This is a genomic window from Ochrobactrum teleogrylli, from assembly GCF_037482325.1.
GTDB lineage: Bacteria > Pseudomonadota > Alphaproteobacteria > Rhizobiales > Rhizobiaceae > Brucella > Brucella teleogrylli.
This window is the reverse complement of record NZ_JBBHKQ010000001.1, coordinates 1884477-1898008: the sequence shown is the minus strand read 5'-3', so window position 1 is coordinate 1898008 and position 13532 is coordinate 1884477. Positions and strand designations below refer to the sequence as shown.

Below are 13532 nucleotides of genomic sequence, written 5' to 3'. Positions count from 1 at the left end.
GGGGCCATGAAAACCCCTTACAAGATAGCTTCGATATTGCTCTGCGGAGCATTCGTTACCAGCGCTGTCTATGCCGCAAGCGGGGTTTCCGGTGCGACGGTCGATACGCGCAATCTGTTCCACGACAAGCGCCCGGTGATAACACCGAAGTCGATCACGCCCGGCGCTTACGACCCGCACGGGGATTATACCAATGATCCCAATTCGAAGATCGAACATCTGTTCTTGCCATGGGAAGATGTGGATCTGACAAGCCTCAGCGCAGCTGATGCCTATGCGCGGGAGCGCGGTCGTGATCTGCTGATCACCATCGAGCCATGGTCATGGGCGCGCGACTGGCGTGTTGCGCCGGATGCGCTCCTGAGCGGAATCGTCAATGGTCGCTACGACTCCAACATGGGTGCCGTCTGTTCGGCGGCGTCAAAACTGAAAAGTCCGGTGACTATTCGCTGGGCGCAGGAAATGGACGACAAGACCGGCCAGTTCACATGGTCCTATTGGTCGCCGCAGGGGTATATCGCTGCTTACCAGCATGCCGTGAAGGTCTGCCGGAAAACTCTGCCGAACGCCAAATATATGTGGTCGCCGAAGGGAGACGAGGGACTTCAGGCCTATTATCCGGGCGACGCCTTCGTGGATGTGATCGGCCTGTCGGTGTTCGGCTACGAGCCTTATGACAAGCTGGAGGTCGGGCGCCCCACGAGTTTCGTCGAACGCGCAAAGCCCGGTTACGACCGCGTGGTGGCCTTCAACAAGCCGATCGTTATTGCGGAACTCGGTTATGAAGGCAGCGACGACTATGTGCGGGCATGGGCTGCGGAGGCAAACAAGCCTCAGCCCGAATTCCCGGAACTGACAGCCGTTGTCTATTTCAATGACCGCGAAGTCTATCCGTGGCCAAGGGGTGTCGGGCGGCCTGACTGGCGCGTCGCGAACCATCCGTTGGATTAACCGAAACTCGAAAGATTGGACAGGAAAGCAAAATGGTTTCGATCCGTTTCACAGCTGTGAGTGCGGCGCTGTCCGTACTCCTCGTGGCAGGTGTCGCCGAAGCTGCACCGAAGCCAAAAGCAGATGACGTAACGGCCAAGCTGGCCGCTGCCGCTTCGCCAATGTCCGCACAGGCGCTTGAGGCGATCTATGCGGGCAAAACATGGAAATGGAAGGACGGCGGCGGCTTTTTCTCTGCCGACCGACACAAACTGGCGGCCTGGTCCCAAAAGGGAAAAGCCTGGTCCTATGGTGAAGGACGCTGGTACGCGACCGACGGCGGCAAGCTCTGCATGCAGGCTTACTGGCGCAATAAATCCAGTGGTGGCGGCGGAGATATAAGCTGCTTCCTGCATCGCGAGAAGGCAGGCGTGATCTACCAGAAGCGCTCCATTGGCGGCGACTGGTACATATTCCGGAACAACCCTTCGAAGCCGACGGATGAAGCACAAAAGCTCGTGCGGGGCGATCTGGTCAGCAAAGGACTGATGCGAATTAAGGCGTCAGCCAAATAAATCCCAGGCGGGGAACCGGCTCGCCGACTTCGTGCGTTAGGAGTGCATGAGCGGAGTTGGCGGGCTGGTGGTCGTTAGAAGCCGACATTCATGTCCCAAGGATGCGAATGTCGGCCCCGGGTTACGAACATTATTAGTCACGCATAAAACAGCGTGACTTTTGCCCAAAGCCGCTCGGTGTGCAGACATAGGGAGTACCGCTATAATACTGCGAAGCCGAAACCTTGACGACCTTGCCCATCGGGTTCTTGTTGTAACGGACTTCGTTATTGACGCGATACTTCACGAGGTAAACGGACTGCGTGTCATTCTTCGGTTTGTATTTGTCTTTGGCCTGCGCATTTGCAGAAAGACACAAAGAAGCTGCAAGACCTATCGCGGCCGTTGCTGCCCATTTTACGCTTTCACGGCGTACAGCATTGAAAAATACATTGTTCATGCGACTGCCTCCTGTTGGTTATTTTGGAGGTGTTTTAGCAAGAGCGATTTAATATTCCTGCCGGAAATTCCAGACAATTTTCATCAAATGGGACGCAGCCGCATATATCCCATGAAAGGCGTATGCCTGTCCACTGTTAGCTAATACTAATATACGAAGGGGTATGGAGCATTTGAGGGAACACTGCGTGGCGACTGGTTATTTTGGATTTTGCCGCTACACCAAGATGACTTTTAAAATGGAGTATCAACGCCAAGTTTTCGCCGACTTTATACATAAAACGAATTTAATATTTCGCCCGCGAATTCGATTTATTTAATTTTCCCAAATGTTATCATCTAGGCCTAAAGTCTAAGGCGAAGTGCATCGCTTGGATCAAGCGGTGAAATCAAGGAATTGCCGTGACGTCCGACAATGACAAGACCGCGCAAGATTTTGAGTTGGAATTTGTCGAGCGCCGACAATCAGTGCGCGTGCCGGTTTCTCCCTTGGGCGAAATTGCTGGCGGAAGCAACCTTCTGGAACCTTTGATCTTCACCACGGAATGTTATGAACCCTCCGAACAATTTGCTGCCTGGCAACAGCACATGCTGCCCTTGCTGGACATGCGCCTGCCGGATGGAGTTCATGCCAGCGACGGATTTCTAGCATCTCAAACGGTGTGGAATCTGGGTGGCATGCTCCTCATCCAGCAGTCCGCACCGGCTTTCAGCTATGAGCGCCCGAAGGAAAAGGTGCGTTTCAGCACGATTGATCACTGGCAGATCGGCTTTTTGCGCAGCGGCCACAGCTGGACCGGCGTTGATGGGCGTGTGGCGGAAAATGAGCCGGGCATGATCGACGTGCGCTCGCTCGGCTATCCTTTTCGAGGGCGGGCCATCGCTTCAGAGTCCGTTTCCCTGATCATCCCCGTCGATCAGTTTGCCGGACGCGGCGGCATGCCTGAATCGAGTAACAACGTCACTTTGGGCGGCTACCGCGCCAAATTGCTGATCGACTTCGTTTCGAGCCTCGAAGACGGTCTCAGCCGGGTCACCAACGAAGATTTGCCGGCATTGCGGGATAGTCTGCGACAGATCATATTTGACACCATTGCGCCGCTAGTAAAGAAAATCGACGTCAGCGAGCAGATTTCCCAGTTGGGATTGATGACAAAGGCGCGGCGGTTCATCCAGAAAAATCTTATGTCGCGGGATTTGACGCCGGAAGCGTTGAGCCGTGAACTGGCGATTTCGCGCACGCATCTTTATCAGCTCTTTGAAGGGTCAGGCGGCGTGCTGAATTATATTCGCCAACGGCGCTTGTTTGCGGCTCATACCATGCTGGCGGATGCATCCGAAAATCGAAAGGTTGCGGATGCCGCGCTCGCTTTCGGGTTCGATTCCGCTGCTAATTTCACGCGCGCATTCACACAGCAGTTCGGCTATAGCCCCAGCAGTGTGCGGAAGCCATCGTCAAGGACCGATGCGGTGGCAGACGCGCATCAGGATCAGGCCCAGCCTTCGACATTCGAAACATTGTTGCGAACGCTTGCCATGTACGAGGCATGAAAGGAATATCTGGGCGAGAGCAGGCGAACAGGCATAAAAAAGGCGCCAGCGGCGCCTTGTTTTATGAACTGATCATTCTTCCGACCCATATGAGTATACACGCCCCGACGAAGCCTGAAATCAGATAACCGAGCCAGCCACCGAAGGACACGCCGAGCAGACCGAACAGAAAGCTCGCCACTGCAGCGCCGATGATACCCAAAATGATATTCATGAATATGCCGGTGTTGCTATTCATGAAATTGGAAGCAATCCAACCAGCAAGGCCGCCGATGATGATGGCAGCAATCCAGCCCACGCCTGCACCGCTCATATGATCCACTCCTCTAATCCGGTCTCGACAAACGGCATAGCCATCTGCCGAACCTTGAAACATGCCTTTCGAAATCATGCCCACAAGGCGGGCTACACTCGGAAAACAGGCACGTAAGACAACAGGTTTTCAAAAGCGTCCCAAAAGCACGGAAACACTTCACAAAATCGGATCGATCGTTCGAACTATCGACAGACGCCCGGAACATCTGCTTATCTCTTCAGATAAACTTGCCGCTCCAAGCGTCTGTTTATAAACGTGTTATGCGGCCAAATGTTCCCATTGGCCGCAAAATATCAAAGCCCGCTTGGAACAATGCCGCCATTGTCCTTGAGCTTCTGAATGACCTGCTTGTGCAGCCAGACATTCATCGTCGCGGAATCGCTCGTGTCGCCGGTATAACCAAGTTCCTTGGCAAGTTCCTTGCGGTGTTCAAGGCTGCTGTCGAGCCCGAGCGCCTTCATCAGATCGACGATAGATGCTTTCCAGTTGAGCTTCTGGCCGCTTTTCGCCACCGCTGCATCAAGCACAGCGCTGACATCGACAGAGCCTGTGGCGGCAGGTGCCGACGGCGCTGGCGCTGCGGTCGGGGAAGGTGCTGCTGTTGTCTGGCTTGGTTCGGCGGTTGCGGTCGTTTCGGCGGTAGGTGTCGCTGCTTGTGCCTGACCCCAGATGGCGCCCTTGATCTTGTCGAAAATGCCCATGTCGAACTCCAGTTGTAAAACAGGTGGCCCGACCGGGGGATTGTCACAACAGACGTGGTCGGACACTTCAATCAGCCAAAGGACTGGATGACTGTGCCGAACAGAATGCATTATTTTGCAATTGGTTCCAGACAATATTGCATGTCAGTCTTCGATAACTGAATTTATGTCTGTATATCTTGTTAAGATGAACGACTTCAGCTCGAAATAAAGGGGGTTCGCTCAGTCTGGTGAATATAATAGTGCTCGATCGCAACATCAGGAAGTTCGGACAGATAAAATGATTGTCTGTCTGTTGCTTTCGCCGTTCCTTCACCGAACATGTTCACGTTTGATGCGCTCTTCAAAGGCACGGCAACGGAGAGGCCATAAAGAATGGCGCCCCAGATCACGAAGGGTGAGGCCGCAATAAGTACGAATATGTACTGAGCTGTTTCCATGTTGGTAATTTTGAGGTCATAGCCTGTAAACGTCAAAGAAAAGACGACCTCTTCAGGGCATGTCAGGCGCTTTGATTTGCCAATCTTTGCTGGAAAGAGGGGAATAAATGTTCAGCTGCTCCGTGGCAGCGCCTTTCAGTTGCCGACACCCGCCATGCGTGTGCTGTTGAATATCAACAATCTACGAAAACAAACGTTGCATTTTCGCCACAATGCGTTGCATAGATGCAACGCTATTGGGTATCATGGTTAATATGAACGCAGCGAATCTGACCACGGATATGGATAAGACGGAGAAAACGTCGCGCAAAGGCGAGGGGCGCAGGCTTCTTGCGTTGCCCGGTATTATCACCGTCGTTTCGGCGCTGATAACGGCGTCTATTTCCTTTGCGATCCTGATCGGCATTACCCCGATCACCCCTGACCGCACAGTCACGCTGGCCTTGGTCATCATCAATGTCGCGTTGATTTTGTTCCTGATTTTGCTGATTTGCCGTGAGGTCTACCGCATCGTAACGGCCCGGCGGTCGGGCAAGGCGGCGTCGCGGCTGCATGTCCGCATTGTCGCGCTGTTCTCCCTGATCGCCGCTGTTCCGGCGATTGTGGTAGCCATTGTCGCATCGGTGACGCTTAATCTCGGTCTGGACCGATGGTTCGACACCAATACGCGCGACATTGTGAATTCCTCACAGAGCCTCACCACGGCCTATATTCGCGAGACCGCGCTCAATCTGCAAAGCACGTCGTACTCGATGCTGCAGGATCTGGATGCGCAGCGTACGCTCTATAGCCTTGATCGGGGCGGGTTCATCGAATTGATGACGCTACAGACGCGTGGACGCGGTCTGCTCGGTGCATTTCTGGTGCGCGAAAACGGTTCCATTGTCGTGAAAAGCGGCACCGGGCTGGAAACGCGCCTGCCGCCGCCGACAGAAGATGCGCTAAAGACGGCGACTGACGGCAAGCCTGTCATCATTCCACCGGGCAACAGTAATTTTGTCGGCGCAATCATCAAGATGCGCGAAATTCCGGACGTTTTTCTCTACACGGTGCGCGCCGTCGATCCGCAGATCCTCGACGCAATGCGCCTGATGGAAGCCAATACGCAGCGCTATCAGGCGATGGATGCGAACCGCATTCCAACCCAGATTGCCTTTGCGCTTTTGTATTTCGGTCTGACACTGATTGTTCTTCTGTCGGCCATCTGGACCGGTATTGCCGTTGCGGATCGTCTGGTTCGCCCGATCCGTCTGCTGATCGGCGCTGCCGATGACGTAACAGCTGGCGATCTTGACGTTTCCGTGCCGGTTCGTTCGTCCGACGGCGACGTCGGCGCTCTGTCGGGTACGTTCAATAATATGGTCGCGGAGCTTAAAAGCCAGCGTAACGAACTGATTTCGGCCAAGGACCAGATCGACGAACGCCGCCGCTTCTCGGAAGCTGTGCTTTCTGGCGTGACGGCTGGCGTCATCGGCATCGAAACCGACGGTTCCATCTCCATTCTCAACCGCTCGGCCGAACATATGTTCGGGGTCGTTTCGGAGGATGCCGTGGGCAAAAGTCTGAGCAGCATCGCACCCGAAGTCGGTCAGGCGTTTGAAGTCGCCCGCACTGCGGACAAACCCGTACATCGCGAGCAGGTGAGCATGACACGCAGTGGTGTGGCGCGCACATTCAATGTTCAGGTTACCGTTGAAGATATTGAATCTGAAGACCATTCCTATGTCGTGACGGTGGACGACATTACCGATCTGGTGCAGGCGCAGCGCACGTCCGCGTGGGCCGATGTCGCGCGGCGCATCGCGCATGAGATCAAGAACCCTCTGACCCCGATCCAGCTTTCTGCCGAACGCATTCGTCGTCGCTATGGCAAAGTCATTACCGAGGATCGCGAGGTCTTCGACCAGTGCACCGACACCATTATCCGTCAGGTTGGCGATATTGGCCGCATGGTGGATGAGTTTTCCGCCTTTGCGCGCATGCCGAAACCGGAAATGCGGCAGATGGATATGCGCGAAGCGTTGCGTGAAGCGTCCTTCCTGATCGAAGTCAGCCGTAGCGATATCAAGTTCGAAAATGATTTCGGCCCCGAAAAGCTGGCAGGCTCTTTTGACAGCCGCTTGATCGGTCAGGCCTTCGGTAATGTCATCAAGAACGCGAGCGAAGCAATTGACGCCGTTGCTAAGGAAGACCGCGGCGAGGGGCATATTCTCATTCGGTCCTACAAGGCGGACGGGCAGTTGTTTGTTGATGTGATCGACAATGGCAAGGGCCTGCCCGGTGACGACCGCCAGAAGCTGCTTGAGCCCTATATGACCACGCGGGAGAAGGGCACCGGGCTTGGCCTCGCCATCGTCCGCAAGATTGTCGAGGATCACGGCGGGCATCTCGAATTGCATGACGCGCCAGCGGATTTCCACGGAGGTCGTGGCGCGATGATACGTATGGTCTTTCCCGATACGCAGGCCGGTACACCCGGCGCTGCCAACGGAAATGATGAGACAAAGATAGCTGGACAGGTGAATTGATATGGCAGCCGATATTCTTGTAGTTGATGACGAAGCGGATATCCGGGAGCTCGTAGCTGGTATTCTCAGCGATGAGGGTCATGAAACCCGTACCGCGTTCGATGCGGACAGCGCGCTGGCCGCCATCGGTGATCGCGTGCCGCGACTGGTTTTTCTCGATATCTGGCTTCAGGGCAGCCGTCTTGACGGTTTGGCTTTGCTGGACGAAATCAAGAAGCAGCATCCCGATCTGCCGGTGGTGATGATTTCCGGCCACGGCAATATCGAGACGGCGGTTTCGGCCATTCGTCGCGGCGCTTATGATTTCATCGAAAAGCCATTCAAGGCGGATCGCCTGATCCTCGTCGCCGAACGCGCACTGGAAACGTCTAAGCTGAAGCGCGAAGTGTCCAATCTGCGCAAGCGCTCCGGCGAAAGCATGGAACTGATCGGCGCATCGCTGGCCATGAGCCAGCTCAAGCAGACCATCGAGCGCGTTGCCCCGACCAACAGCCGTATCATGATCACCGGCCCTTCGGGTGCCGGCAAGGAACTCGCGGCCCGCGCCATCCATGCGCAATCGGCGCGTGCCAATGGGCCCTTCGTGACCGTTAATGCGGCGACGATCACGCCGGAGCGCATGGAGATCGAGCTTTTCGGCACCGAAATGGACGGGGGCGAACGCAAGGTCGGCGCTCTGGAAGAAGCGCATGGTGGTATTCTCTATCTCGATGAAGTTGCCGATATGCCGCGCGAAACGCAGAACAAGATTCTGCGCGTTCTGGTCGATCAGCAATTTGAGCGCGTGGGCGGCACGAAGCGCGTCAAGGTCGATGTGCGTATCATCTCATCCACGGCACAAAACCTTGAAGGGATGATTGCCGAAGGCACATTCCGCGAAGACCTGTTCCATCGGCTGTCGGTTGTGCCGGTGCAGGTTCCGCCGCTCGCAGCTCGTCGCGAAGATATTCCGTCGCTTGTCGAATATTTCATGACCCAGATTGCCGGGCAGGCGGGCATCAAGCCGCGCAAGATCGGTGCGGATGCCATGGCCGTACTTCAGGCCCATAGCTGGCCAGGCAATATTCGTCAGCTGCGCAACAATGTCGAACGCCTGATGATTCTGGCGCGGGGCGACGACGCGGATGCGCCGGTAACAGCTGATCTTCTGCCAGCCGAAATTGGTGACACGTTGCCGCGTGCGCCGACGGAGTCGGACCAGCACATCATGGCGTTGCCATTGCGTGAAGCGCGTGAGCGTTTCGAGAAGGAATATCTGATCGCGCAGATCAACCGTTTTGGCGGCAATATTTCGCGTACTGCGGAATTTGTCGGTATGGAACGCTCGGCCCTGCATCGTAAATTGAAATCACTCGGCGTATAAGCATCTGGTGATTATAGAAGCGGAGCAGTCATGCGGGTGATCGTATGCGGAGCGGGGCAGGTCGGCTATGGCATAGCTGAGCGGCTGGCCGCCGAGGAGAACGACGTTTCGGTCATCGATACGTCGGCGCGTCATATCGAAATCGTGCGTGATACTTTGGATGTGCGTGGGTTCGTCGGCCATGGTTCGCAGCCGGATGTGCTGGCTGCGGCTGGCGCTGACGAAGCGGATATGATCATCGCCGTCACGTTGTCCGACGAAGTGAATATGGTCGCCTGTCAGGTTGCACATTCGGTTTTCAATGTGCCGACGAAGATTGCGCGCATTCGCGCCCAGTCCTACCTTCAGGCTGAATATCAGGACTTGTTTCTCCGCGAAAACCTGCCGATCGATGTGATTATTTCGCCCGAACTGGAAGTGGGCGAGGTGGTGCTGCGCCGCATCGCCTTGCAGGGTGCGACGGATGTTCTGCGCTTTGCCGATGATCGCGTCATCGGCCTGGCCATCGAATGTCTGGAAGAATGCCCGGTCATCAACACGCCGCTCAAGCAGCTGACCGATCTGTTTCCCGATCTCGCGGCAACAGTGGTGGGCGTGGTGCGCAATGAAAATCTGTTCATTCCGCGCTCGTCCGATGAGCTGAATGCAGGCGATCTGGCTTATGTGGTCACCACGCGCGAGCAGGTTCGCCGGACGCTGTCGCTGTTCGGCCATGAAAAGCCGGAAGCGCGCCGCATCGTCATAGCAGGCGGCGGGAATATCGGGCTTTATGTCGCCAAGGCTATCGAAGACCGCAAATGGCAAACCCGCGTGAAGATGATCGAAAGCGACCACGAGCGCGCCTTCACGATTGCCGATCAGCTGAAGCGGACCATGGTGCTACATGGCAGTGCGCTGGATCAGGCTTTGCTGCAGGAGGCCGATATTCAGGATGCCGACCTGATGGTGGCGCTCACCAATCAGGATCAGGTGAATATTCTCTCCAGCATCATGGCGAAACGCCTTGGCTGCAAAAGCAACATGGCGTTGCTCAACACGGTCGCCTATCAGGATTTCACCCACATGGTGGGGATCGACGCCTATATCAATCCGAAGGCGGTGACGGTCTCCAAAATCCTCCAGCATGTGCGCCGCGGCCGTATCCGTGCCGTCTATAGCGTCTATCGCGACATGGCGGAAATCATTGAAGCTGAAGCGCTGGAAACATCATCGCTCGTCGGCGCGCCATTGCGGGATCTCGATCTCCCGGTCGGCTTGCGAATCGGTGCGATCTACCGGGATGGGCAGGTGATCCGGCCCAATGGCGACGTCCGCATCAAGCCGAAGGACCGGGTGGTTATTTTCGCTACTGCGGAAGCTGTAAAGCATGTGGAACAGATGTTCCGTGTCAGCTTGGAATTTTTTTGACCATAGAATTCTGATATAGTTAATTAAATATGAGTGGTATAAGTCTTCAAGCTGCAATCTTGGGGGCTTGTATGGATATTTGTACCTTCTGGTACGGACCTCGCTTGCGCGAGGTCGATCGGATTTGTCTCGCATCGATGGTGATGACGGGCCAGCGTGTGAAGTTATTTGCTTACGCGCCAATTGAAAATGTGCCGTCTGGCGTGGAATTGCATGATGCCAATGCGGTTCTGCCGGAAAGTGCATTCACACGGCTGGATTGCGACTATCCGAATTTTCGTTCATCGCGAACCATTGTGCAGTTCAGCGATATTTTCCGCATCATGCTGATGAAACACCAGCAGGGCGTATGGCTCGACACGGATGTTTTTCTCGTAAAGCAATTCCACCCAGATCCGCAGAAGCCGTATCTTGCGCGCGAAAACCGGTTTCGCGTCGGTGTATCGGCGCTTTACTTCCCGTCGGACCATCCGATTATTGGCGAGTTTGAAGCCTATATGGGCGCGACTTATTCCCTACCGCGATGGCTGGGAGTACGGCGTGGAACGCTGCGACCGCTCTATTACCGGGCAATCGGCAAGGAAGTTACGCCAGCATCTATCGGTATCACGGTTTTCGGCAATGACGGCATTTCACGCCTTGCCCGCAAATACGGAGTTTTCAAAAACGCCGCTCAGCAGGAGAATTTCTATTATTGGGTGGGCAAGGATGCGACCCGTATCTACGATCCTGCCTATGGTCTGGAGCCGCTCAATCATCCCAACTTCATCGGCTTCCATGTTCATAAAAAACACAAGGAAGTTGTTTCATTGCAACCCGGAAGTTTTTACATGTGGATGAGGGATCAGGTTAAGCCTCTGCTGGAACACAATGATAACATTGAGCTTTCAAAGGCAGGCTGACCGACAGCCGACAGGCTTGTGAGCAATATTTGACGCGTGTTCAACAAAAATGTCGGTTGCGCAAAGATTCCCATCCTGTTAACCGAAGCTAGAGGGCGAAGCAGTTGTCTTTCCACAGCAATTGCAGTTCTGTACTGGCGCCTCGCGCTCCGGTGCTTGATTTATGCAAATGCGCATGCTCGTCTGGAGCATTTCCAGCAAAAGTGTCAAACGGTTTTGCTGGTCGAGAAGTGCACGAAAACAAAGAGATAGAGCGGGTTCACCGCTTTGACGTATCGCGAACAGGCTGCTGATCGATTAAAGGAATAAAAACAATGGCTGAACGATCGCAAAATCTTCAAGACCTTTTTCTGAACTCCGTACGCAAACAGAAGATCTCGCTGACGATTTTTCTGATCAATGGCGTAAAACTGACCGGTATTGTGACGTCGTTCGACAATTTCTGTGTGCTTCTGCGCCGCGATGGTCATTCGCAACTTGTTTATAAGCACGCAATTTCGACGATCATGCCGAGCCAGCCGGTTCAGATGTTCGAAGGCGAGGAAGCCTGACGCTTTCCGAATTCCATTCGGGTGTAGCGGCTTCGTCCATCGATGTCGCGTCGCGTGGATGTTTTGTTAGGCGATTATTTCCGGGTCTCAGCCATGGGACTCGGATGTATTTGCTTTAACGCCCGGGGCGTCTTCCATTTGAAACACGCATAGCGGCGACCTATTTGTGCTTGATGATGGAGCGCAATGTCTCTGCACTCCCCGGAGAAAATTTATTTGTCCAAATTCAAGGATAAAAACGCGTCATCCTTCGACGCGCATAAAGACGATGCGAACAAAGGCTACGGCCTTTCCGAACAAGAACCGACCAGAGCTGCCGTCGTCGTTCCCATTTTGCCGGAGCGCTATAGTGCGAACGGCTCGGGCGAAGAAGGCGCACGCACGCAGTTCCAGCGCTCGAACGAAGCACGTCTGGAGGAAGCGGTCGGTTTGGCGCGCGCCATCGATCTGGAAATCATTCACGCAGAAGTGGCGATTGTCACCAATCCACGGCCCGCAACCTTGCTTGGTGCAGGTAAGGTCGAAGCCATTGCCGATACGGTCAAGGAAAACGATATCGGGCTGGTCATTGTCGATCATGCTTTGACACCGGTACAGCAGCGCAATCTCGAGAAGGAATGGAACGTCAAGGTCATCGACCGCACGGGTCTGATTCTTGAGATTTTCGGTGAACGTGCGCGCACCAAGGAAGGCGCGCTGCAGGTCGAACTGGCGCATCTGAATTATCAGAAGGGCCGACTGGTTCGCAGCTGGACCCACCTGGAGCGTCAGCGCGGCGGTGGCGGCTTCCTCGGCGGTCCGGGTGAAACGCAGATCGAAGCCGACCGTCGCTTGCTGCAGGACAAGATTCTGAAGATCAAGCGCGAACTGGAAACGGTGGTGCGCACCCGCACACTGCACCGCCAGAAGCGGCGCAAGGTTCCGCATCCGATTGTCGCCCTTGTGGGCTATACCAATGCCGGAAAATCCACGCTGTTCAACCGTATGACCGGTGCCGAGGTGCTGGCCGAAGACATGCTCTTCGCCACGCTCGATCCGACTTTGCGGCGCATTCGCCTGCCGCATGGCGAGACGGTGATCCTGTCTGATACAGTTGGATTTATTTCCAACCTGCCGCACCATCTCGTGGCTGCCTTCCGCGCGACGCTGGAAGAAGTGGTGGAAGCCGATCTCATTTTGCATGTGCGCGATATTTCTGATCCGGACAATGCCGCGCAGGCTGAAGATGTCGAGAATATTCTGGCTGGTCTCGGGATTGAGCCGCAGGACCGCAAGCGCGTCGTCGAAATCTGGAACAAGATTGACAATCTGGACGAAAGCGGGCGTGAAGCGGCGCTGCGTCTGGCCGCAGCCGGCGGTGATGAAGGCCGCCCCATCCCCCTGTCAGCCATCACAGGCGAGGGCGTTGATCGCTTGCTAAACCTGATCGAAACGCGGATAGCGGGCGTGCTTGGCACGGTGGATGTCGTTCTGTCGCCTTTCGAGTTGCACATATTGAACTGGATTTACCAGCACGGCAGTGATGTGCAGCGCGAAGATCTCGAAGACGGTTCGGTTCGGGTGCAGGCGCGTCTGACCGAAGTGGCGCGCAAGACGCTGGACGAAAAGCGCGGCATCAAGCCGGAGAAGCCGGAAAACGACTGGGATTAGCACTACAGTTGCAAATTCGTCAGGTCGTGGCGAAACGACTGATTTTCGAGCACCGGAGCGGAGCGTACTTTTGGGTACGTGAGCACCGGAGCACAGGAAATTGCTCGTTGCAGACCGACCTCACGAAGAATGCAACTATAGTGTTAGTCATGATTCCGTGAGGAACCGAGCACCACTTGC

At 55.1% G+C, this 13532-nt stretch carries 13 protein-coding genes; 9 read left to right on the top strand and 4 right to left on the bottom strand.

What is annotated here, in order from left to right; all coding sequences use genetic code 11:
• Window positions 1-6 precede the first annotated feature (6 nt).
• Window positions 7-951 (top strand): glycoside hydrolase family 26 protein, encoded by a 945-nt coding sequence (locus WIX40_RS08885; RefSeq protein ID WP_109368946.1) that lies wholly within the window; start codon window positions 7-9, stop codon window positions 949-951.
• A gap of 32 nt (window positions 952-983) precedes the next feature.
• Window positions 984-1505, top strand: coding sequence for a DUF995 domain-containing protein (locus WIX40_RS08880; protein WP_109368947.1), 522 nt, complete (start codon window positions 984-986; stop codon window positions 1503-1505).
• A gap of 133 nt (window positions 1506-1638) precedes the next feature.
• Here WIX40_RS08880 and WIX40_RS08875 read toward each other — a convergent pair whose 3' ends face one another.
• Window positions 1639-1944, bottom strand: coding sequence for a hypothetical protein (locus tag WIX40_RS08875; RefSeq protein ID WP_109368948.1), 306 nt, complete (start codon window positions 1942-1944; stop codon window positions 1639-1641).
• Window positions 1945-2345: 401 nt separating this feature from the next.
• On the opposite strand from WIX40_RS08875, the gene WIX40_RS08870 reads away from it, so the two are divergent.
• Window positions 2346-3494 (top strand): helix-turn-helix domain-containing protein, encoded by a 1149-nt coding sequence (locus WIX40_RS08870; protein WP_339439824.1) that lies wholly within the window; start codon window positions 2346-2348, stop codon window positions 3492-3494.
• 61 nt (window positions 3495-3555) lie between these two features.
• Here the strand turns inward: WIX40_RS08870 and WIX40_RS08865 are convergent, their stop codons facing one another.
• The 3 genes from WIX40_RS08865 to WIX40_RS08855 form a co-directional block, all read right to left on the bottom strand.
• Window positions 3556-3807: a GlsB/YeaQ/YmgE family stress response membrane protein gene (locus tag WIX40_RS08865; RefSeq protein WP_109368950.1), complete on the bottom strand. Its 252-nt coding sequence runs from the start codon at window positions 3805-3807 to the stop codon at window positions 3556-3558.
• Window positions 3808-4103: 296 nt separating this feature from the next.
• Window positions 4104-4511 carry a DUF3597 domain-containing protein gene (locus tag WIX40_RS08860; RefSeq protein ID WP_109368951.1) on the bottom strand — a complete coding sequence of 136 codons (408 nt, stop codon included), beginning with the start codon at window positions 4509-4511 and terminating at the stop codon, window positions 4104-4106.
• Window positions 4512-4708: 197 nt separating this feature from the next.
• Entirely contained in the window at window positions 4709-4987 is a 279-nt protein-coding gene (locus WIX40_RS08855) for a hypothetical protein (protein ID WP_148094264.1), read from the bottom strand.
• 176 nt (window positions 4988-5163) lie between these two features.
• Between WIX40_RS08855 and WIX40_RS08850 the strand changes: the two genes are divergently transcribed.
• From WIX40_RS08850 to hflX, 6 genes are all read left to right on the top strand, one after another.
• Window positions 5164-7479, top strand: coding sequence for a sensor histidine kinase NtrY-like (locus WIX40_RS08850; RefSeq protein ID WP_109368953.1), 2316 nt, complete (start codon window positions 5164-5166; stop codon window positions 7477-7479).
• A gap of 1 nt (window position 7480) precedes the next feature.
• Window positions 7481-8842, top strand: coding sequence for a nitrogen assimilation response regulator NtrX (gene ntrX, locus WIX40_RS08845; RefSeq protein ID WP_124915978.1), 1362 nt, complete (start codon window positions 7481-7483; stop codon window positions 8840-8842).
• Between the two features lie 30 nt (window positions 8843-8872).
• A complete protein-coding gene (gene trkA, locus WIX40_RS08840; RefSeq protein WP_109368955.1) occupies window positions 8873-10249 on the top strand; it encodes a Trk system potassium transporter TrkA in 1377 nt (458 codons plus the stop codon).
• 71 nt (window positions 10250-10320) lie between these two features.
• Window positions 10321-11151 carry a glycosyltransferase family 32 protein gene (locus WIX40_RS08835; protein WP_109368956.1) on the top strand — a complete coding sequence of 277 codons (831 nt, stop codon included), beginning with the start codon at window positions 10321-10323 and terminating at the stop codon, window positions 11149-11151.
• Between the two features lie 314 nt (window positions 11152-11465).
• Entirely contained in the window at window positions 11466-11702 is a 237-nt protein-coding gene (gene hfq / locus WIX40_RS08830) for an RNA chaperone Hfq (RefSeq protein WP_002964239.1), read from the top strand.
• A gap of 216 nt (window positions 11703-11918) precedes the next feature.
• Window positions 11919-13352 carry a GTPase HflX gene (gene hflX, locus WIX40_RS08825; RefSeq protein WP_109368957.1) on the top strand — a complete coding sequence of 478 codons (1434 nt, stop codon included), beginning with the start codon at window positions 11919-11921 and terminating at the stop codon, window positions 13350-13352.
• The last annotated feature ends 180 nt before the right edge of the window (window positions 13353-13532 follow it).